At 62.0% G+C, this 20,000-nt stretch carries 13 protein-coding genes, 18 tRNA genes, 1 rRNA gene and 1 riboswitch (2 of these 33 cut by a window edge); of the genes, 27 read left to right on the top strand and 5 right to left on the bottom strand.

Annotation, left to right across the window (positions count from 1 at the left end; genetic code table 11):
* The 19 genes from B8V81_RS08590 to B8V81_RS08500 form a co-directional block, all read left to right on the top strand.
* Positions 1-1,053 (top strand): 23S ribosomal RNA (locus tag B8V81_RS08590); it begins 1,877 nt to the left of the window's first position.
* Positions 1,054-1,146: 93 nt separating this feature from the next.
* Positions 1,147-1,222, top strand: a tRNA-Ala gene (locus tag B8V81_RS08585).
* 10 nt (positions 1,223-1,232) lie between these two features.
* Positions 1,233-1,308, top strand: a tRNA-Asn gene (locus B8V81_RS08580).
* Positions 1,309-1,311: 3 nt separating this feature from the next.
* Positions 1,312-1,399: transfer RNA gene (locus B8V81_RS08575), tRNA-Ser, on the top strand.
* A 19-nt stretch (positions 1,400-1,418) separates the two neighbouring features.
* A tRNA-Ser gene (locus B8V81_RS08570) sits at positions 1,419-1,506 on the top strand.
* A gap of 20 nt (positions 1,507-1,526) precedes the next feature.
* A tRNA-Glu gene (locus B8V81_RS08565) sits at positions 1,527-1,601 on the top strand.
* Between the two features lie 4 nt (positions 1,602-1,605).
* Positions 1,606-1,681 (top strand) — tRNA-Val (locus tag B8V81_RS08560).
* A gap of 8 nt (positions 1,682-1,689) precedes the next feature.
* Positions 1,690-1,766: transfer RNA gene (locus tag B8V81_RS08555), tRNA-Met, on the top strand.
* Between the two features lie 4 nt (positions 1,767-1,770).
* A tRNA-Asp gene (locus tag B8V81_RS08550) sits at positions 1,771-1,847 on the top strand.
* 8 nt (positions 1,848-1,855) lie between these two features.
* Positions 1,856-1,928, top strand: a tRNA-Thr gene (locus tag B8V81_RS08545).
* Between the two features lie 15 nt (positions 1,929-1,943).
* A tRNA-His gene (locus tag B8V81_RS08540) sits at positions 1,944-2,019 on the top strand.
* A 12-nt stretch (positions 2,020-2,031) separates the two neighbouring features.
* Positions 2,032-2,106 (top strand) — tRNA-Gln (locus B8V81_RS08535).
* Between the two features lie 4 nt (positions 2,107-2,110).
* Positions 2,111-2,183, top strand: a tRNA-Lys gene (locus B8V81_RS08530).
* A gap of 16 nt (positions 2,184-2,199) precedes the next feature.
* Positions 2,200-2,285, top strand: a tRNA-Leu gene (locus tag B8V81_RS08525).
* Positions 2,286-2,330: 45 nt separating this feature from the next.
* A tRNA-Leu gene (locus B8V81_RS08520) sits at positions 2,331-2,417 on the top strand.
* A 3-nt stretch (positions 2,418-2,420) separates the two neighbouring features.
* A tRNA-Gly gene (locus tag B8V81_RS08515) sits at positions 2,421-2,495 on the top strand.
* Between the two features lie 3 nt (positions 2,496-2,498).
* A tRNA-Arg gene (locus B8V81_RS08510) sits at positions 2,499-2,575 on the top strand.
* Positions 2,576-2,584: 9 nt separating this feature from the next.
* Positions 2,585-2,661: transfer RNA gene (locus B8V81_RS08505), tRNA-Pro, on the top strand.
* A gap of 8 nt (positions 2,662-2,669) precedes the next feature.
* Positions 2,670-2,743 (top strand) — tRNA-Gly (locus tag B8V81_RS08500).
* Between the two features lie 165 nt (positions 2,744-2,908).
* On the opposite strand, the gene B8V81_RS08495 is transcribed toward B8V81_RS08500, so the two are convergent.
* Positions 2,909-4,264, bottom strand: coding sequence for a dipeptidase (locus tag B8V81_RS08495; protein WP_180968400.1), 1,356 nt, complete (start codon positions 4,262-4,264; stop codon positions 2,909-2,911).
* A 478-nt stretch (positions 4,265-4,742) separates the two neighbouring features.
* Here B8V81_RS08495 and B8V81_RS08490 point away from each other — a divergent pair, with 478 nt between their 5' ends.
* Positions 4,743-6,116 (top strand): AAA family ATPase, encoded by a 1,374-nt coding sequence (locus tag B8V81_RS08490; protein WP_101808139.1) that lies wholly within the window; start codon positions 4,743-4,745, stop codon positions 6,114-6,116.
* A gap of 10 nt (positions 6,117-6,126) precedes the next feature.
* Here the strand turns inward: B8V81_RS08490 and B8V81_RS08485 are convergent, their stop codons facing one another.
* Positions 6,127-6,957: a lipoate--protein ligase family protein gene (locus B8V81_RS08485; protein ID WP_101808138.1), complete on the bottom strand. Its 831-nt coding sequence runs from the start codon at positions 6,955-6,957 to the stop codon at positions 6,127-6,129.
* Positions 6,958-7,083: 126 nt separating this feature from the next.
* Between B8V81_RS08485 and B8V81_RS08480 the strand changes: the two genes are divergently transcribed.
* Complete coding sequence (locus B8V81_RS08480; protein WP_101808137.1) at positions 7,084-7,920, top strand: alpha/beta fold hydrolase; 837 nt, start codon at positions 7,084-7,086, stop codon at positions 7,918-7,920.
* A gap of 120 nt (positions 7,921-8,040) precedes the next feature.
* Here the strand turns inward: B8V81_RS08480 and gcvPB are convergent, their stop codons facing one another.
* Genes gcvPB through gcvT form a run of 3 tightly spaced genes read right to left on the bottom strand, consistent with a single transcriptional unit; the run spans position 8,041 to position 12,072 of the window.
* Positions 8,041-9,498 carry an aminomethyl-transferring glycine dehydrogenase subunit GcvPB gene (gene gcvPB, locus B8V81_RS08475; protein ID WP_101808252.1) on the bottom strand — a complete coding sequence of 486 codons (1,458 nt, stop codon included), beginning with the start codon at positions 9,496-9,498 and terminating at the stop codon, positions 8,041-8,043.
* A 59-nt stretch (positions 9,499-9,557) separates the two neighbouring features.
* Complete coding sequence (gcvPA, locus tag B8V81_RS08470; protein ID WP_028598529.1) at positions 9,558-10,937, bottom strand: aminomethyl-transferring glycine dehydrogenase subunit GcvPA; 1,380 nt, start codon at positions 10,935-10,937, stop codon at positions 9,558-9,560.
* A gap of 10 nt (positions 10,938-10,947) precedes the next feature.
* Positions 10,948-12,072 (bottom strand): glycine cleavage system aminomethyltransferase GcvT, encoded by a 1,125-nt coding sequence (gcvT, locus tag B8V81_RS08465; protein ID WP_101808136.1) that lies wholly within the window; start codon positions 12,070-12,072, stop codon positions 10,948-10,950.
* A gap of 257 nt (positions 12,073-12,329) precedes the next feature.
* Positions 12,330-12,433, bottom strand: a riboswitch (glycine riboswitch).
* A 158-nt stretch (positions 12,434-12,591) separates the two neighbouring features.
* Between gcvT and gcvH the strand changes: the two genes are divergently transcribed.
* The 6 genes from gcvH to B8V81_RS08435 all read left to right on the top strand — a co-directional run.
* Entirely contained in the window at positions 12,592-12,981 is a 390-nt protein-coding gene (gene gcvH, locus B8V81_RS08460) for a glycine cleavage system protein GcvH (RefSeq protein ID WP_028598527.1), read from the top strand.
* A gap of 311 nt (positions 12,982-13,292) precedes the next feature.
* Positions 13,293-14,714, top strand: coding sequence for a DHA2 family efflux MFS transporter permease subunit (locus B8V81_RS08455; RefSeq protein WP_052333136.1), 1,422 nt, complete (start codon positions 13,293-13,295; stop codon positions 14,712-14,714).
* A gap of 157 nt (positions 14,715-14,871) precedes the next feature.
* Complete coding sequence (locus B8V81_RS08450; protein ID WP_028598525.1) at positions 14,872-15,414, top strand: TetR/AcrR family transcriptional regulator; 543 nt, start codon at positions 14,872-14,874, stop codon at positions 15,412-15,414.
* A 67-nt stretch (positions 15,415-15,481) separates the two neighbouring features.
* Positions 15,482-15,964, top strand: a complete 483-nt coding sequence (locus B8V81_RS08445) for a DUF4188 domain-containing protein (RefSeq protein WP_101808135.1) — start codon at positions 15,482-15,484, stop codon at positions 15,962-15,964.
* A gap of 544 nt (positions 15,965-16,508) precedes the next feature.
* Positions 16,509-18,254, top strand: coding sequence for an ABC transporter ATP-binding protein (locus B8V81_RS08440; protein WP_028598523.1), 1,746 nt, complete (start codon positions 16,509-16,511; stop codon positions 18,252-18,254).
* Positions 18,255-18,320: 66 nt separating this feature from the next.
* Positions 18,321-20,000: the 5' portion of an ABC transporter ATP-binding protein gene (locus B8V81_RS08435; protein WP_028598522.1), read on the top strand. The gene runs 363 nt beyond the window's last position; 1,680 of the gene's 2,043 nt are visible here — the first part of the coding sequence; it begins with the start codon at positions 18,321-18,323; its stop codon lies off the right edge, out of view.

Genomic DNA, 20,000 nt, shown 5'->3' with positions numbered 1-20,000 from the left:
GCTGGAAGGTTAAGGGGAGCGGTTAGGGGCAACCCGAAGCTGTGAACCGAAGCCCCAGTAAACGGCGGCCGTAACTATAACGGTCCTAAGGTAGCGAAATTCCTTGTCAGGTAAATTCTGACCCGCACGAATGGCGTAACGACTTGGGCGCTGTCTCAACGAGAGATCCGGTGAAATTTTACTACCTGTGAAGATGCAGGTTACCCGCGACAAGACGGAAAGACCCCATGGAGCTTTACTGCAGCTTGATATTGGACTTTGGTACGATCTGTACAGGATAGGTGGGAGCCTAGGAAGCCGGAGCGCCAGCTTCGGTGGAGGCGCCGTTGGGATACCACCCTGATCGTATCGGAGTTCTAACCTGTCACCGTGAAGCCGGTGAAGGGACCGTGTCAGGCGGGCAGTTTGACTGGGGCGGTCGCCTCCTAAAATGTAACGGAGGCGCCCAAAGGTTCCCTCAGAATGGTTGGAAATCATTCGCAGCGTGCAAAGGCATAAGGGAGCTTGACTGCGAGACCTACAAGTCGAGCAGGGACGAAAGTCGGGCTTAGTGATCCGGTGGTACCGAATGGAAGGGCCATCGCTCAACGGATAAAAGCTACCCTGGGGATAACAGGCTTATCTCCCCCAAGAGTCCACATCGACGGGGAGGTTTGGCACCTCGATGTCGGCTCATCGCATCCTGGGGCTGAAGTAGGTCCCAAGGGTTGGGCTGTTCGCCCATTAAAGCGGTACGCGAGCTGGGTTCAGAACGTCGTGAGACAGTTCGGTCCCTATCTGTCGTGGGCGCAGGAAATTTGAGAGGAGCTGTCCTTAGTACGAGAGGACCGGGATGGACGTACCGCTGGTGTACCAGTTGTTCCGCCAGGAGCACCGCTGGGTAGCCAAGTACGGACGGGATAAGCGCTGAAAGCATCTAAGCGCGAAGCCCCCCTCAAGATGAGATTTCCCAGTATGTAAGACCCCTGGTAGACGACCAGGTTGATAGGCTCGAGGTGGAAGCGCGGCAACGCGTGCAGCTGACGAGTACTAATCGGTCGAGGGCTTATCCTATTCACGCAAGAACAGCCGGTCAGCACGGCATTTCGTTCGGTCCAGTTTTCAGGGCGCAAGCTTTGAGAACGCAAGGCTTACATACTTACATATGGGGCCATAGCTCAGCTGGGAGAGCGCCTGCCTTGCAAGCAGGAGGTCAGGAGTTCGATCCTCCTTGGCTCCACCATGCTTTATATTCCCTGATAGCTCAGTTGGTAGAGCACTCGACTGTTAATCGAGTTGTCACAGGTTCGAGTCCTGTTCGGGGAGCCATAAGGAGAAGTGTCCGAGTGGTCGAAGGAGCACGATTGGAAATCGTGTATACGTTAACCGCGTATCGAGGGTTCGAATCCCTCCTTCTCCGTAGCAACATTTCTTGATTTGGAGAGATACCCAAGTGGCTCAAGGGGACCCTCTGCTAAGGGGTTAGACTGCGTAAGTGGTGCGAGGGTTCGAATCCCTCTCTCTCCGTTCTTTCTTCAACTTCATACGGCCCGTTGGTCAAGGGGTTAAGACACCTCCCTTTCACGGAGGTAACAGGGGTTCGAATCCCCTACGGGTCACCAACATGGAAGCTTAGCTCAGCTGGGAGAGCATCTGCCTTACAAGCAGAGGGTCGGGGGTTCGATCCCCTCAGCTTCCACCATGAACTACCGCGGGGTGGAGCAGTCCGGTAGCTCGTCGGGCTCATAACCCGAAGGTCACAGGTTCAAATCCTGTCCCCGCAACCAATATGGAGCTGTGGTGTAGAGGCCTAACATGCCTGCCTGTCACGCAGGAGACCGCGGGTTCGAATCCCGTCAGCTCCGCCATTTTCTTTGCCGCTGTAGCTCAACTGGTAGAGCAACTGACTTGTAATCAGTAGGTTGGGGGTTCAAGTCCTCTCGGCGGCATGGAATATATCCATGGCGATCGTGGCGAAGTGGTTAACGCACCGGATTGTGGTTCCGGCATTCGGGGGTTCAATTCCCCTCGATCGCCCCATTGCTTGACTGATGGGGATTAGCCAAGCGGTAAGGCAACGGACTTTGACTCCGTCATTCCCAGGTTCGAACCCTGGATCCCCAGCCATTAAGAGCCATTAGCTCAGTTGGTAGAGCACCTGACTTTTAATCAGGGTGTCGAAGGTTCGAGTCCTTCATGGCTCACTTTTTAACTTCATATGCGGTTGTGGTGGAATGGCAGACACGCTATCTTGAGGGGGTAGTGGGCGTACGCCCGTGGAGGTTCGAGTCCTCTCAACCGCACCATTCACTTTCGCCCTGCCAGGCGAAAAAAGCTTCACCTTATACCATGCGGTCATGGCGGAATTGGCAGACGCGCTAGATTCAGGTTCTAGTGTCAGCAATGACGTGGAGGTTCAAGTCCTCTTGACCGCACCATCTGCGGAAGTGGCTCAGCGGTAGAGCATCGCCTTGCCAAGGCGAGGGTCGCGGGTTCGATTCCCGTCTTCCGCTCCATACGTGCCCGTAGCTCAGCTGGATAGAGCATTTGACTACGAATCAAAAGGTCGGGAGTTCGAATCTCTCCGGGCACGCCATTTATACAACGGGATGTAGCTCAGCTTGGTAGAGCACCTGGTTTGGGACCAGGGGGTCGCATGTTCAAATCGTGTCATCCCGACCATTTTTTTTGCGGGTGTAGTTCAATGGTAGAACTTCAGCCTTCCAAGCTGATAGCGTGGGTTCGATTCCCATCACCCGCTCCATGTAGGAACGTGAACGGTCTTGCCTAAGGGCAAGGCCTTTTTTATTTCGCTTTATTTTTTTATAATCGCAAAAAACGAACAGGGCTGTCTGGCCAGGTCATAGAATCGACCTTGGCCGGACAGCCCTTGCGCTTTCAAAGATGGGAGGAACGGATCCTGCTGCTTCTACAGAGACTTCAGGAATTCCACGACCGTGAGCAGACCTTTGTCGAAGTTCTCCAGGTTGAAGTGCTCGTTCGGAGCATGAAGGTTCTCATCGTCTAGGCCGAAGCCCATGAGCACGACCGGAGACGCCAGCACGCGGGAGAAAGCGGCCATGATCGGAATCGATCCGCCGTCTTTCGTGAACAAGGCGCGGGTGCCGTAGACGCGGCCGTAGGCATCGGCAGCTTTCTGCAACATCGGATGGGACGGATCGATGTTGAACGCGAAGGCTTGCTCGATCTGCTTGATGGAGAGACGAGCGCCGGCAGGAACGCGATCGAGGAGATGCTTCTCGATGCGGTCAAGCGTTTTCTGAGGATCCTGATCTCCGACGAGACGGCAGGTGATCTTCGCATGCGCCTCTTTCGGAATGACCGTCTTCGTGCCTTCCCCTTGGAAGCCGCCATAGACGCCGTTCAGCTCCAGCGTCGGACGGGCACCGACGCGCTCGACGAAGGTGTAGCCCTTTTCTCCGTATAAGGCATCCAGACCGAGGCTGGCGCGGATCTTGTCCTCGTCGACGCCTTGCTTGGCGAATTCTTCGCGCATCAGAGGCGACAGCTCCGGTACGCCCTCATAGAAGCCGTCTACCGCAACGCGTCCATCCGCATCATGCAAGGAAGCGAGCAGCTCGACGAGCGCATGCAGCGCATTCGGGACAGCTCCGCCATACGAGCCGGAGTGAAGATCCGTATTGGCGGCATGGACGCCTACTTCCATCGAGCAAAGGCCGCGCAGGCCCGTGCAGATCGCGGGGCGACCGGGCTCGAGCAGCGACGTGTCGGAGACGAGCACGGCATCGCAGCTGAGCTTGTCCTTATGCTTCTCCAGGAAGTCCGGCAGATGCGGGCTGCCGATTTCCTCTTCCCCTTCCAGGCAGAGCTTGAGGTTGACCGGCAGCGTGCCTTCCTCGCTCAGAATCGCTTCGATCGCTTTGATGTGGATGAACACCTGCCCCTTGTCGTCCGTCGCGCCGCGGGCGTACAGCTTGCCTTCGCGGATCTCCGGCTCGAACGGAGGGGATTGCCACAAATGCAGCGGATCGACCGGCTGCACGTCATAATGGCCGTAGACAAGCACGGTCGGCTTGCCCGGAGCATGGAGATAATCGGCGTAGACGACGGGATGGCCGCCGGTCGGCATGATCTCCACGTTCTCCAGTCCGGCGCGGCGAAGCGAATCGGCGAGCCAGGATGCGGCGGATTGGATATCTCCCGCGTGAGCCGAAATGGCGGAGACGCTCGGAATGCGCAGCCACTGCATCAATTCCTCGAGCTGAGCCTCCCGGCGGGTGCTGAAGTAAGTTTCATAGGACATCGATATGTACCTCCTTGAGTAAGACGGTTTGCCGCAGGCAAATCGGATGGTTTTATTATACCCTTGAGGAAAGGGGATAAGAAGCGGCCGAGACAACGCGTCACTGCGCGGAAGCCGGCGGGGGAAAAGAGTCTAATCCATTTTCTACCGCTTGCATCCATTGACGCGGACAGGGGCCGCGGCCTAGAATACAGGTAACGACAAACAGGGGGAGGCGAACGGAAATGATGAACATGGCGATGAAGGCTGCGGCAGCAGCAAAGGGAAACGGTCCAAGCATGATTTTCGAAGGCCTCCACGGACGGGAACGCGGCAAGGAATAGCGGCAGGAAGGCGCGCCGAGGACGAATCGTCCTTTTGCAGCCGGCCATGCGGCGCCTGAAGCGCATCCAAAGTCACGGACGGAGTCCGTGGCTTTTTTTGTGCGGTCTATCGTGCAATCGTACGACTACATCAGGAAGGAAAGGGTGAATAATCGATGATCCATGATTGGAATCTTCATAGCGGGAATGGGGGAGAGAGCTTCGCCCGCATTCCGTCGTCTAGCGGATCGGCGGTGCCCGCGCCGAGGACTGCGGCCGGATCGCCGCCGCCGCGTTCGCTGGTGGCCGGCGACCATGGAGCTGCCGGCGCTTCCGCATCGGCGGCATCGGCCCAGGAGCTCAGGCAGCTGCTGCGCATGATCCGCGATCTGCTGCAAGCTCGATGCGGATCGGAATTCGCGGTGTACAAGGACGAGGATCAGCTGGAGCTTTATTGGAGCCTGCTGGAGCAGGATCTCGCCGAAGAAAACGCCGAGCTGCAAGTGCTGGCGCGAGTCTTCGAAACGATGGAAAGCCGAAGCGTCAAGCGGGACTCGGCTGAGATCCGGATCTATCCGTCACTCGACAACCATCTGTTTTATTACCCGGAATGGAAGGTGGCGCTCGTCCGGCTCCCGATGCCGCGCGTGATCGGCCGGTCGCTCGAGCCTTACCTGTTCGCCGAGAGCGACGAGTCGCTGCGGCGGTTCCTTGTTCATGCCCGCGAACGGCTTCGGAGCCGGATGACCGGCAAGCTGCTGCTCTGCTGCGATGGCGAGGAAGGCACGGTGTCGGAGCTGGCGCCGCATCGGATCGAGCGCTGGGAGCCGGTGCAGGACTCGCTGCGGCTGGAGCTGGAACGGTCGGTATCGTCTTTCTTTCAATCGGGGGGAGCGTTCTACGAGCAGTTCGGGTTGGCCTACCGGCGGGGGATGCTGCTCTACGGCAAGCCGGGCAACGGAAAGACCAGCCTCGTCCGGGCGCTCGCCTCGAAGGCGGGCGTGCCGGCGATGAGCTGGCAGCTTTCGGAGCATACGAGCACGGAGAGCATTCGGGAGATGCTGAAGCGGGCGGCGGAGATGGCGCCGATGCTGCTCATCATCGAGGACCTGGAGGGGCTGCGGCCGGAGCTGCGCTCCGTCTTTCTGGGCGAGCTGGACGGGTTGCGGACGCACGAAGGAATTTATCTGATCGCGACGACGAATTACCCCGATCTGGTGGATCCGGCGCTGATCGGAAGACCGGGGCGCATCGACCGCGCGTACGAAGTCGCCGAGCCGACCCGCGCATGCCGCGCGGAGTTCCTCCAGCGGCAGAGCCGCGGCCTGCTGTTCGGCGCCGGGCAGCTGGAGGAGCTGGCTGACCGGACGAAAGGGTTTTCCTATGCGCAGCTGGAGGAGCTGGTCGCGGCAGCCGCATTCTGCTGGCAGGAACAAGGGCGAGTCGAGACGGAGCCCCTGCTCCGCGCGATTCGGCAGGAAATCGAGCATGCCAAAAACGGAAGCTGGATGTCCGCTTCCGGTTCGGGCAAAGTCGGATTTTTCGCATGAGCTCGGCTGTCTATTGCGCAGGACCGATCGGGTAGCGGGACCGCATCGTCGCAGCGAGCTCCCGGATCTCCTCCGGCCGGGGCAGCCGGCTCTCGGGCAATCGGGCCTCCTGCTCCGTCCGCGGGCCGAGCGCGGCGCTGGCGGCTCCTTCGGCAAACAGGCGCGGCGCATCCGGCCATAGCTCGGCCAGCTCTTCGAGGCTCGCCATGACCGACGCTTCGACGAGCGGATAGCTCGCGGCGCCGGGGCCGGCGGCGGCATCGTAAAATTGGCGGACGAGACGGCCTCGCTCCTCGCCGGAGCCGCCGGCATTGACGAACGCCTGGACGATATAGGCTTTGGACAGCCGGCGCTGGGCGATGCCGCAAAACTTGCGTCCGCCGACGCTGAGATCGTAATCGCCCGGACAATAGGCTCCGACGATCTCGCCCTTGTCCACCTGGACGCCGGTGTCGGCGAGGGCGGCGGCGATCAGCTCGTACATGAGCTGGAAGTCGTCCTCGAAGCGGGCGGATGCCTTTCCCTGCAGCGGCAGGATGAGCGAGACGTTGACGACGCCGGGATCGAGCGGCACGGCGGCGCCGCCGGAGTTGCGGACGGCGACCGAGAGGCCGAGCCGCTCCAGCTCGCGGGAAGCGCGCGCGGCTTCCGGCAGACGGCTGTCGCGCGGTCCCATGACGAAGCCGGCGGGATGCCGCCACAGATGGAGGACGGGCACGCCGTCCGCTCCGACGCGCCGGCAGAGCAGCTCGTCCAGCGCGAACGAGTAGAGGACGTCCGGCTCGGACCAGTCGTCCATGCGGTCGAGCAGGAGCAGGCCGGGGAAGCGGTTATGGATCATGAGCGGAAACGTTCCTTCCTATGCCAATCGTAAAATGAAGATGATTCTTAAACTGTATCATACCGCGGGATGGAGTTCACGCGAACCGCGGCAATGGTAAGGGCATCAGCCAATGGAGGAATGGACATGGAACGACTCATTCAAGCCGACGAAGTGAAGCTGCAGACGGAATCATTCGGCAAGCCTGGAGATCCGGCGCTGTTGCTGATCATGGGCTCGCAGGCCTCGATGGTATTGTGGGAAAAGGAATTCTGCGAGCTTCTGGCGGCAGGAGGACGGTTCGTCATCCGGTACGACAACCGGGATACGGGAAGGTCGTCGAGCTGGCCGCTAGGAACGATGGGCTACACTATGGCGGATATGGCAGATGATGCGATGCGGGTCCTTGATGCATACGGCATTCAGAAAGCTCATCTGGCGGGGATGTCGCTGGGCGGCTATCTGAGCCAATTGGCGGCTGTCCGGCATCCGGAGAGGGTGCTGACGGTGACGCTGATCGCGAGCTCGAATTACACGGAAGGCCTTCCTGCGATGGAAGACAAGGTGATCGAGTTCTTCACCCGGTCCGCTTCCCTGGATCTGTCGGACGCTCATGCGGCGGAACAGTTCGGCGTTGAAAAATGGAGACTGATCGTCGGAAGCCAGCGGAAACTCGACGAGTCCAGAATTCGCGGGCTCGTCCGTCAGGAAATCAGCCTTGCCGAATCTCTGCCGAGCATGGGCAACCATATGCTCCTGGGCGGGGGAGAAGAGGATGTGGCGCGCACCGAAGACATCCGGCAGCCCGCCTTGATCGTCCACGGAACGGAGGATCCGGTCCTTCCTTACGCACATGGGCTCGCGCTAGAGCACGCTCTTTCCAATGCCAGGCTGCTGCCGCTCGAAGGAGCGGGTCATGAGATCCATCCGGATGATTGGCCGGCGATCGTCGAGGCGATGCTGGAGCTGACAGGCCCGCGCTGAGCCGCATGCGAGGAGGCGGGAGGGCATCGAGTGCCCTTTGACGCGGAATGGAGCGGACGCCGCCGCCGCATCGACCAAAAAAGCTTCTCCAGAGAGGAATCCTCTCCGGAGAAGCTTTTTTCAGCAGGAGCAATTGAGAACGGGCTTGCGCGCGGCCAGCGTCTCGTCGAGCCGCCGCAGGACGGTCGTATAAGGAGCGTTGATGACGAGCTCCGGCGTCTCCCGCGCCTCGCGGGCGATGCGCAGCATGGCGTCGATGAAGCCGTCGAGCGTCTCCTTGCTCTCCGTCTCGGTCGGCTCGATCATGATGCACTCCTCCACGTTGAGCGGGAAGTAGATCGTCGGCGGGTGATAGCCGAAGTCGAGCAGCCGCTTGGCGACATCGAGCGTCCGCACGCCGTACGCCTTGAGCCCTCGTCCCGACAGGACGAACTCATGCTTGCAGACGCCCGGATACGGAATTTCGTACGCCTCGGCGAGGCGGGCCATCATGTAGTTGGCGTTCAGCACCGCGCATTCGCTTACCCGCCTCAGTCCTTCCGGGCCATAGGAGCGGATGTACGTGTAGGCTCGGACGAGAATGCCGAAGTTGCCGTAATACGATTTGACCCGGCCGATCGACTGCGGGCGTTCGAAGTCGAAGAAATAGCGGCCGTCCGCGCGCTTCGCGACGACAGGCTTCGGCAGGAACGGGATGAGATGAGCCTTGACGCCGACCGGCCCCGCTCCCGGGCCTCCGCCGCCATGAGGCGTGCTCATCGTCTTGTGCAGGTTGAGATGCACGACGTCGAAGCCCATGTCGCCGGGACGGGCGATGCCCATGATGGCATTGGAGTTGGCGCCGTCATAGTAGAGCAGGCCGCCGGCTTCATGCACGATCTCGGCGATTTCGACGATCTGCTCCTCGAACAGGCCAAGCGTGCTCGGGTTCGTCAGCATGAGCGCGGCCGTATCCGCGCCGACGGCGGCGCGCAGCGCGTCCAGGTCGACGAGGCCGTCGGGGCCCGACTTGACCGTCACCGTCTCCAATCCCGCGGTCGTGGCGCTGGCGGGATTCGTGCCGTGGGAGGAGTCCGGCACGATGACCTTGGAGCGCGCTTCGCCGCGGCTCTCGTGGTAGGCGCGGATCATCATGAGCCCGGTCCACTCTCCGTGCGCGCCGGCGGCGGGCTGCAGCGTCACGAAGTCCATGCCGGTCAGCGCGGCGAGATCGTCCTGCAGCGTATGGAGCAGCTCGAGCGCTCCCTGAATGCTCTCCTCCGGCTGATACGGATGGATGCGGGCGAAGCCGGGCAGCTTGGCCGCGTCCTCGTTGATTTTCGGGTTGTACTTCATCGTGCAGGAGCCGAGCGGGTAAAAGCCGTTGTCCACGCCGAAATTGCGCCGGGAAAGCTCGGTATAGTGGCGGACGACGTCGACCTCGTACACCTCCGGCAGCGAAGCGGAATTACGGCGAAGCCGGCCGTTCGGCAGCAGCTCGGCCAGCTCCTCGTCCTCCGGCACGTCGCATGGCGGCAGCGAGAACGCCTCGCGTCCTGCGCGGCTCATCTCGAAGATGAGCGCCTTTTCGGGCTTCACGTCGACGGAGCCGGCGAGCCGCAGCTCGGCCAGACGCTCTGGGGTCGGATTCGGTTGGCTCATGTCAGCGCCTCCTTTCGGGTCAGCCGGTCGAGCGCGGCGGCGAAGGCTTCGATCTCCTCGCGCGTCCGCTTCTCGGTGACGGCGACGAGCATATGCCCCGCGAGCTCGGGATACGACCGGCCCAGGTCGTAGCCGCCGAGGAAGCCTTCTTCCAGCAGCGCGAGCTCGAGCTGGCGCAGGTCGGTTCCTTCGGGAAGCTTTACGACGAATTCGTTGAAGAAAGGCGTATCGGCGAAGGAAAGGGAGAAACCTTCCAGCCCGCCGAGCGTCCGGGCCGCATGGCGCGCCTTGCGCAGATTCAGCTCCGCCGTCTTGCGGAAGCCCGTCTTGCCCATGACGCTCAGATAGATGCTGGCGCACAGGGCGAGCAGAGCCTGGTTGGAGCAGATGTTGCTCGTCGCTTTCTCGCGGCGGATATGCTGCTCCCGCGCCTGCAGCGTCAGGACGAAGCCGCGCTTGCCGTCCCGATCCACGGTCTGGCCGACGATACGGCCGGGCATCCGGCGCATGAGCGGCTCGGCGACGGCGAAGTAGCCGCAGGTCGGGCCGCCGAGCGAGCTCGGGATGCCGAGCGGCTGCGCGTCGCCGACGACGATGTCCGCGCCGAGCGCGCCCGGCGCTTCCAGCAGGCCGAGCGAGAGCGGATTGGCGCTGACGACGAACAGCGCGCCGGACTCATGGGCGAGCGTGCCGAGCGCGGCGAGATCCTCGACCGTGCCGAGGAAGCTCGGCGACTGCACGAGCACGGCGGCGGTCGATTCGTCGACCGCCGCGGCCAGCGCCTGGGGATCGGTCAGGCCGTCCCGCAGTCCGACCTCGACGACATCGAGCCCGAGCCCGCGCGCCGTCGTGCGCACGATCTCGCGCGCTTCGGGATGCACGGCCCGGGAGACGACGACGCGCTTGCGGCGGGTATGGGCGGAGGCGAGCGCTGCCGCTTCGGCGAGCGCGGTCGCGCCGTCGTACATGCTCGCGTTGGCGACGGCCATGCCGGTCAGCTCGCAGATGTACGACTGGAACTCGAAGATCGCCTGCAGCTCGCCTTGGCTGATCTCCGGCTGGTAAGGCGTGTACGCGGTATAGAATTCGGAGCGCCCGGCCAGATGCGGCAGGACGGCCGGGATATGGTGGTCGTACAGGCCGGCGCCGAGGAAGCTGACGGCCGTGTCGGCGTCGGCATTGCGCCCGGCGAGCTGCTTGAGATGGCGCATCAGCGACCATTCGTCGAGCGCGCCGGACATCGGCAGCGTGCCGGAGTAGCGGATGGAGGCAGGGATGTCGCGGAACAGCTCTTCGACCGAGGAGACGCCGATCGTCTCCAGCATTTCGGCTTGATCCTGCTCGGTCATCGGGATGTAGCGGTGGGGACTGGTCATCGTTGAGGGCTCACTCCTTGTCGGTTCGGGCCGGCGGCGCCGTTCTTCGGTAAAATGGGGCGGGAACGACGGCAGCCTTCAGCCGTTTGCCGCGGATCTCGACCTCAAGCTCGGTGCCGACCGCGGCGTATTCGGCCTGGATCAGCGCCAGCCCGAGGCTGCGCCTCAGCGTCGGGGACTGCGTGCCGGAGGTGATCTCTCCGATGCGCGTCTCTCCGCTGTACACAGGATAATGAGAGCGCGGAATGCCGCGCTCCAGCAGCTCGATGCCGACGAGGCGGCGAGGGACGCCGGCGGCTTTTTGCGCCAGCAGCGCGTCGCGGCCGACGAACGGCTCGCCGCCCAGCTTGACGAACAAGCCGAGTCCGGCCTCGAGCGGCGTGATGTCGGCCGACAGCTCCTGGCCGTACAGCGCGAGCTTCGCCTCGAGCCGCAGCGTGTCGCGGGCGCCGAGCCCCGCCGGCTCCAGGCCGAGCGGAGCCCCTGCCGCCAGCAGGCCGCGCCACAGGCGCACGGCATCGCCGGAGGCGGCATACAGCTCGAAGCCGTCCTCGCCGGTGTAGCCGGTGCGCGAGAGCAGCGCCTTGACGCCGCATACGTCGGCTTCCCGCAGGAAGCGGAACGGCTTGAGCTCGGCAAACGGAGCGTCCGTGCAGCGGGCGAGAATCTCGGCGGCCAGCGGTCCTTGGAGAGCGATCAGCGCCGTTTCGTCCGAGCGGTCCTCGATCGTCACGTCGCCGATCAGATGCTCTTGCAGCCAGGCGAGATCCTTTTCGATGTTGGAGGCATTGACGACGAGCAGATACTGGTCTTCGGAGATGCGGTAGACGAGCAGGTCGTCGACGACGCCGCCGTCCGGACGGCAGAGAAGCGTATACTGGGCTTCTCCGTCCTGCAGCCGACGGATGTCGTTGGTCGTGACCGCCTGCAGGAAGTCGGCGGCGAATTGCCCCGTGACGAGGAATTCGCCCATATGCGACACGTCGAACAGGCCGGCCCGCTGGCGGACGGCCTCGTGTTCCCGGATGATGCCGCTGAACTGCACCGGGAGCTCCCAGCCTCCGAAGTCGATGCACCGCGGCTCGCCGGTCTCGGCATAGACGGGGCGGAGCGGAGTCGTGCGCAGGTTGGCCATGCAAGGTTCCTCCTCGCGATTCAGTCGTGTGGCGAAATTGTCGATCCGCAAAAAAAGGACAGGGCGGAAAACGCGGTCAGGCTGTCCGAAGACATGCCTGCCGGCTCGTTTTCCGCTCTGTCCTTTGTACCTGAGAGTTGCCCCGATGCCGATCCTCCGAATCGCTTCGGCCTGCCGGCGGCAGGTTTCCCCTTTGGTGACGACCGCCCGCCGGCATGCTGCCGGACGCGAAAAAGCGCTCGTTCTCTCCAGAGTCGCGTCCTGCAGAGGTCCTTTTGCCTGAGAGATTCCCCTGCGCTACGTCAAGGTTACTCCTTCGGCGCCGCCTTGAACTGCCGGCGATCTCTCCCGCTGCGCTCATCCGCTTATTTACGATCTCTTCCAGTTTGCCGGATCGGACAACCCGGTGTCAATAACCATTCGTTCCGGGAACGGCAAAGATTGACAGGCTTCCCGCCGATCGTTTACGCTTTCCGCATAGACGGCTCTTCGAGGCCGAGGAGAAAGGATGAGCGTCCAGTGAGTGAGATTCGTCAAGGCTTGGGCTACACGGAGGAGCATGAATGGGCATCCGCAGCGGGAGAGAACGCCGTCCGGATCGGCATTACCGACCATGCGCAGCATCAGCTCGGCGATATCGTTTTTGTCGAGCTGCCCCGGCCCGGCGATCGGGTGGAAGCGGGACAGCCGCTCGGCACGATCGAGTCGGTCAAGACGGTATCGGACCTTTATGCGCCGGTGAGCGGCACGGTGGCGAAGGTGAACGACGCGCTCTCCGATTCGCCGGAGCTCGTCAACTCGGAGCCTTACGACGGCGGCTGGATGCTTGAGATCGAGACGGACGGCAGCGCGGCCGAGCTCGTGGCGTCGCTGCTGGACGCCGACGCTTACGCCGGGCGGACCGACTGACCAGGCGCGCGTTCCGGGAGGCAATCGGCTCCCGCGCAAGACCTGGCGAAGCAGGGATGGGGCATGCCCCATCCCTGTTTTTTCATTTCTTTTTTCGGTAAAGAACGACTGTAAACAAAATCATTAATTGCTCTCGCCGGTCCAATATGGGTAAGATGAAAAGGACCTGCCGGCCATAGGCCATGCCGGCCTCGGTCGAACCAGACTAGACAAAGGCTGAAAAAGCCTAGGAGGGGACCACTGTGGAACAAACGCTGTCGGCCGCCGCTTCCCCGCAGGAAGAAGCGCCGCAATTCAAAGTCGTGCCGATCATGGCCGCGCTGCTCATCAGCGGCTTCATCGGCATGTTCAGCGAAACTGCGCTGAACATCGCCATTACCGAGCTGATGGCTCTCTTCAACGTGGAGCCGGCTACCATTCAATGGCTGACGACCGGCTTCCTGCTCGTGCTTGCTATTCTCGTTCCGGTCTCGGGACTGCTGCTTCAATGGTTCACGACGCGCCAGCTGTTCATCGCATCGCTGTCGTTCTCCATCGTCGGCACGCTGCTCGCCGCGCTGGCGCCTGGCTTCGAGGTGCTGCTCATCGCCCGTCTCATCCAGGCGGTCGGCACCGGCCTGCTGCTGCCGCTCATGTTCAATACGGTGCTCGTCATCATCCCGCCGCATCGCCGCGGAACGGCGATGGGCATCATGGGCCTCGTCATCATGTTCGCGCCGGCTGTCGGTCCGGCGATCGCCGGCCTGTTCCTGGAGTACTCGTCCTGGCGGACGATCTTCTGGACGGCGCTGCCGCTGCTCGTATTCGCGCTGATCTTCGGCATCGTCTTCATGCGCAACGTGTCCGAGCTGACCCGTCCGCGCATCGACCTGCTGTCCATCGCGCTGTCGAGCATCGGCTTCGGCGGCATCGTCTACGGCTTCAGCAGCGCGGGCGAGGGGGAGCATGGCTGGAGCAGCCCCAAAGTCATCATCGGCATCGCTCTCGGCGCGGTCGGGCTGCTGCTGTTCATCCTCCGCCAGCTGCGCATGAAGCAGCCGATGATGAATCTGCGCGCGTTCCGCTATCCGATGTTCACGATGGGAACGCTGATCATTTTCGTCTCGATGATGATCATCCTCTCGACCGTCATGCTGCTTCCGATTTATCTGCAGACGGGCATGGGGCTGCTGCCGCTTGCGGCCGGCCTGCTGATGCTGCCGGGAGGGCTCGTCAACGGCCTGATGTCGCCGATCATGGGCCGCCTGTTCGACAAGTACGGGCCGCGCTGGCTCGTCATCCCGGGGCTGGTGCTCGTCATCGCCATCCTCTGGCTCATGACCGGCATCGAGCCGACGACGTCCAAGGGCGAGATCATCGTGCTGCATTCGCTGCTGTTCATCGGCATCTCGATGATCATGATGCCGGCCCAGACGAACGGCCTCAACCAGCTGCCGCGCGAGCTTTATCCGGACGGCACGGCGATCATGAACACGCTCCAGCAGGTGGCCGGAGCGATCGGCACCGCGCTGGCGATCAGCGTCCTGAGCGCCGGCCAAAAAGCGTATTATGCCGACAACGGCATCGCGCCGGCGGATTATTTGAGCAAGCTGCCGCAAGCGATGACGCAAGGCGTGCAAGGCGCGTTTCTGATGACGATCGCTTTCGCCGGGCTTGGCCTCCTGCTTTCCTTTTTCATCAAGCGCGTCAAGGTCAGCAGCCCGGAAGGCGGTCCGCAAGGTCCGATGCATTGACGGAGCAATGCCGGCATTCGGCTTGCTCTGCCGCAGATCAGCCCGTATCCTAGAGGATGCGGGCTTTTCCATATTTAGAGACAGGCTGATGCGAGAGCCAGTTGACAGCTGGGTTCGAATCGGTTATTTATTAATTAATAAATAAAAGGAGACGAGGATGACACCAGCAAAAGGGGAAGCGGGAGACCGTCGGCGTCAGATTTTGGATGCAGCGGCAGCATTGTTTGCCGAGCAGGGGTATTACAAGACGACAACGGCGGATGTCGCCCGCGCGGTAGGCGTAACCCAGCCTTATGTGTTCCATTTCTTCAAGTCGAAGGAAGCCTTGTACCTCGCCGTCCTGGAGAGCGCGGCGGAGCGGATCAAGTCGGCGTTCGCCGAGGTGGATGCGCCGGCGGCGGAGCTGGAGGGAGCGATGGGCCAGGCGTTTTACGGCTTGCTCGCCAGCGGCTGCCGCAGCGAGGTGCTGCTCTGCATGACGGCCCATGCGATCTCGGACCCGACGATCCGAAATTTCGTCAGCGAGGAGTTCGCACTCATCCATCGGCGAATCGGGGAGCGCTTCCGCCGGGCAGGCTTGCCGGACCCGGAGTTCAAGGCCATTTCGTTCATCGGCATGGGCCTGGCGATCGCGCTCGCGGAGCTTCTGGCCCTGCAAGAGCAGATGCTGGCCTGCATGGAGTCCTCGTTTGAAGGCTGAGCCGCATCGATGCGGCTTTTCTTTCGGAGATGTATTTATTGATTGATAAATAAAGGGGTGGGTTGAAATGACGCAGATTTACCCGGGAAGATTCACGGCGGAGATGGAAGGATCGTTTGTCGTCTTCATCATCGGCATGAGGATCAACAACCTGCTCGCGGTGCATAAATGGCTGCCGGTCGCGAAGGCGATGCCGCCGATGCTGAAGGAGCTGCATCAGCATCCGGAGCTCGGCTTCATCAGCCATGAGCTGCTGCTCGGAGCGCGCGGCGTGACGACAATCCAATACTGGCGGACCTACGAGCAGCTGGAGCGCTATGCGCGCCAAGGACAGCATCTGGAGGCATGGCAGCGGTTCAATCGGGCCGTCGGAACCGACGGATCCGTCGGAGTGTTCCATGAAACCTACCTGATCGAGCCTAGATGCTCGGAAAGCATCTACGTGAACATGCCGCGCACGCTGCTGGCCAAAGCGGGCAGCCATATGCCGGTCGGCAAGGGACGCCATGATTCCCGGGAGCGCCTTAAGGCCGATAAAGGCCCGAACTAGAGAATATTCCCCCTGCCGCAGTCGGATCGCCACCCTTCCGCCCGGCTCCGCTGCCTGAGATAGTAGAAGGGAGCCTGCAAGCAGGCAGGTGTCCTCCGGGTAACAAACGGCTATAGCCAAACTGGCAGCGTTCGGGGCATTGACGGATGCCGCGAGGCGGTGATAAATTGGCAAAGTGGACTCCGGCCGCGAGGCGGCTGGGCTTTGCGAAACCCATTCCGAGGAGGATTACGATGCAAACGACGACCGATCGCCATCAACCGTTTGAATTCGGCTTGAAGCGTAATCCTGCGGCAGAATGAGGATCATTCGATCATCCTCGCGCGCGGTTACGTTCCTGTAACCTTGCGCTTCCATCAGGCTCGGCCGCCTTGCTCCGCATCGTTCGTCCTTTCCCGGACGGACGCGGATCAGCGGCCGCCGGGCTCCAGGCGCATCGCTTACGGGCGATGCGTCTTTTTTTCGGCATGGATGACCCGAACCGACAATCGATGAAACCGGCGGCCCTCTTCCGAGGCGGCCGCCCGAAAGACGAGGTGGGATTTTGTTCAGCGTCATTGGCAAGCTGGGCTGGTTTTTCCGGCTCGAATGGAAACGATACACGATCGCGATTACGCTGCTGGTGCTGGTCGGCATGGTCGAGGTGCTTCCTCCGAAGCTGCTCGGCTACGCGGTCGACGGCATCAGCCAGGGCACGCTGGCGAACGACAGGTTTTTCCTGATCGTCGCTGGTTGGCTCGCCATTACGGTGATCAGCTACTTCGTCACCTACATCTGGATGTCCCGTCTGTTCGGCGGGGCGAACGTGCTGGAGCGGCTGCTGCGCGGCAAGCTGATGGGGCATTTCCTCAAGATGACCCCGACCTTCTACGAGCGCAACCGCACCGGGGACCTGATGGCGCGCTCTACGAACGACCTGTGGGCGGTCTCGGTGACAGCGGGCTTCGGCATCCTGACGCTGATCGACTCGACGGCGTTCATGCTGACGATCCTCTTCATGATGGCGGTGCTCATCAGCTGGAAGCTGACGCTGGCGGCGCTGCTGCCTTTGCCGATCATCGCGATCGTCATGGGCATCTTCGGCAAGCTGATCCACGAGCGGTTCATGAAAGCCCAGGACGCGTTCGGCGAGCTGAACGACGAGGTGCTGGAGTCCGTATCCGGCGTGCGCGTCGTCCGCGCCTACGTGCAGGAGTCGGCGGACCGCGACCGGTTCCACGCCAAGACGAGCGAGGTGCTGTCGCGCAACATCGCGGTCGCCAAGATCGACGCTTTGTTCGAGCCCGTCAACAAGATTCTCGTCGGACTCAGCTACATTATCGGTCTGGTGTACGGCGGCGTGCTCGTGTTCCAAGGCGAGATCACGCTCGGCGATCTGATCTCGTTCAATATTTTCCTCGGCATGCTGATCTGGCCGATGTTCGCCATCGGCGAGCTCATCAACATGCTTCAGCGAGGCAACGCTTCCCTCGACCGGGTCGAGGAGACGCTTGGCGCGCGCGCGGACGTGCAGGACGAAGGCGAACTATCGGACCTGGAAGCGCCGGGCGCGATCGAGCTGAACAACTACACGTTCCGCTATCCTTCGTCCCCGGAGGATAATCTGAAGGACATCTGCTTCTCGCTGCCCAAGGGAGCGACGCTCGGCGTTGTCGGGCGTACGGGCAGCGGCAAGACGACGCTGCTCAAGCAGCTGATCCGCGAGTACCCGATGGGCAGCGGAGAGCTGACGATCGGCGGCGAGTCGATCGACCGGCTGCCGCTCGACCGCCTGCACGGCTGGTTCGGCTACGTGCCGCAGCAGCCGATCCTGTTCTCCCGCTCGATCCGCGAGAACATCCTGTTCGGCAGCGAGAACGCGACCGACGCCGATCTCGAGCGCGCGCTCGTCCGGGCGTCGTTCGCCAAGGACATCCTGTTCCTTCCGGAAGGGCTCGAGACGCTCGTCGGAGAGAAAGGCGTCGCCCTGTCCGGCGGGCAGAAGCAACGGGTGAGCATCGCACGGGCGCTGATCGCCGATCCGGAGATTCTGCTGCTCGACGACGCGCTGTCGGCGGTCGACGCCAAGACCGAGGCGGAGATCATCGAAGGAATCCGTACGGAGCGCGCGGGCAAGACGACGATCATCACGACGCATCGCCTGTCCGCCGTGCAGCACGCGGAGCTTATTCTCGTCCTCGACGACGGCCGCATCGTGCAGCGCGGCACGCATGACGAGCTGCTGCAGCAGGGCGGCTGGTACCGGGAGCAGTACGACCGGCAGCAGCTGGAGGCCTATGTGGAGTCCTGATCGGCGGAAGGCCGGCCAGGCAAGGAAAGATCATCATTCAGTTCGAAGCAAAGAAGGTGAGCGAGCATGACCGAAACGACGACAGCAGGTCCCGGAACGGGGAAGCGGCTGCTGAGATATGCCTTATTTTATAAAAAGCCCATTTTGATCGCCCTTGTCTTGCTGGCGCTGGCGGTGTGCGCCGAAATGGTCGGCCCGCTGCTGGCGAAGCGGATGATCGACAACAACATCCTCGGCATCGAGCGGACCTGGGTCGAGGTCGAGCCGGGCACGAAAGATTCCGTCGCGTACGACGGAATGTCCTACAAGCGGATCGACCGGCTGGAGCCGGGCGAAGGCGGGGCAGGGCGCCTGTCCATCGTGCAGGAGGGGATGAGCTTCTACGCTTATCCCGACGCCTTGCCGGAGGGCAGCGACGCTGCGGTCGCGGACGGCGTGCTGACCGTCAGGACGGGCGCAGGCTCCATCGAGACGCCGGTCGAAGCGATGAGCCGGGAGCAGGTGTACGCTTTCTACAAACCGGAGATCCGCCCGCTGCTGCAGCTGGCGGCCGCCTACTTCGGCCTTCTCATCATCGCGGCCTTCTTCACCTACGGGCAGAAGCTCATGCTGCAGACGACGGCCAACCGGATCGTGCAGCGCATGCGCGAGGACGTGTTCGCCCATACGCAGCGCTTGCCGGTGAACTATTTCGACAATCTGCCGGCAGGCAAGGTCGTCTCCCGGATCACGAACGATACCGAAGCGGTGCGCGAGCTTTTCGTCGCGGTGTTGGCGAATTTCTTCAGCGGCATCATCTATATGGCGGCGATTCTCGGAGCGCTGTTCGTCCTCAGTCCGACCATGGCGCTGTTCGCCTTGCCGATGATTCCGATCCTGATCCTCTGGATCTATTTCTACCGTCGCGTGGCGGGCCGGTACAACAGCATCATCCGGGCCAAGCTGAGCGACATCAACGCGATGATCAACGAATCGATCCAAGGCATGAGCATCATCCGCGCGTTCCGCCGCCAGCGCAAGACGGCCGAGGAGTTCCAGCAGATGAACGACGAGTTCTTCTCCTATAAGATCAAGCTGCTCAAGGTAGACGCCTGGACGTCGCACAACCTCGTCAACGTCATCCGCAACATCATCTTCCTGATCGCGCTCTGGATGTTCTGGGGAGACGATCTCGGCAAGCTGGTGACTGTCGGCGTCATGTACGCCTTCATCGACTACATGAACCGGATGTTCCAGCCGATCGTCGGCATCGTCAACCAGCTGACGAACCTGGAGACGGCGCGGGTATCCGCAGGACGCGTCTTCGAGCTGCTCGACGAGCCGGGCGTCGACGTCGACGAGGGCAGGATGCCGCGTTACAAGGGGGAGGTGGCGTTCGAGAACGTGACCTTCGCCTACAAGAACGACGACTATGTGCTGAAGAACATCTCGTTCGCCGCCCGTCAGGGAGAGACAGTCGCTCTGGTCGGCCATACCGGCTCGGGCAAGAGCTCCATACTGAACCTGCTCTTCCGCTTCTATGATATCGAGCAGGGACGTATCTCCGTCGACGGGATCGACGTACGGGACATTCCGAAGCAGCAGCTGCGCCAGCATATGGGCATCGTGCTGCAGGATCCGTTCCTGTTCACCGGCACGATCGCCTCCAACGTCAGCCTCGGCAACCCGGCCATTTCCCGCGAAAAGGTCGTACAGGCGCTGAAGGATGTCGGAGCGTACGAGATGTTCCTGCGCTTCCCTCAAGGC

Source organism: Paenibacillus pasadenensis (genome assembly GCF_002864175.1).
Lineage (GTDB): Bacteria > Bacillota > Bacilli > Paenibacillales > Paenibacillaceae > Paenibacillus_O > Paenibacillus_O pasadenensis.
This window is presented reverse-complemented; position numbering and strand designations above follow the sequence as displayed.

Bases quoted from the DNA above. Each gene is read 5' to 3' on its own strand.
- B8V81_RS08495 (WP_180968400.1), bottom strand. From the start codon at position 4,264: ATGTCCTATGAAACTTACTTCAGCACCCGCCGGGAGGCTCAGCTCGAG.
- B8V81_RS08490 (WP_101808139.1), top strand. From the start codon at position 4,743: ATGATCCATGATTGGAATCTTCATAGCGGGAATGGGGGAGAGAGCTTC.
- B8V81_RS08485 (WP_101808138.1), bottom strand. From the start codon at position 6,957: ATGATCCATAACCGCTTCCCCGGCCTGCTCCTGCTCGACCGCATGGAC.
- B8V81_RS08480 (WP_101808137.1), top strand. From the start codon at position 7,084: ATGGAACGACTCATTCAAGCCGACGAAGTGAAGCTGCAGACGGAATCA.
- gcvPA (WP_028598529.1), bottom strand. From the start codon at position 10,937: ATGACCAGTCCCCACCGCTACATCCCGATGACCGAGCAGGATCAAGCC.
- gcvT (WP_101808136.1), bottom strand. From the start codon at position 12,072: ATGGCCAACCTGCGCACGACTCCGCTCCGCCCCGTCTATGCCGAGACC.
- B8V81_RS08455 (WP_052333136.1), top strand. From the start codon at position 13,293: ATGGCCGCGCTGCTCATCAGCGGCTTCATCGGCATGTTCAGCGAAACT.
- B8V81_RS08450 (WP_028598525.1), top strand. From the start codon at position 14,872: ATGACACCAGCAAAAGGGGAAGCGGGAGACCGTCGGCGTCAGATTTTG.
- B8V81_RS08445 (WP_101808135.1), top strand. From the start codon at position 15,482: ATGACGCAGATTTACCCGGGAAGATTCACGGCGGAGATGGAAGGATCG.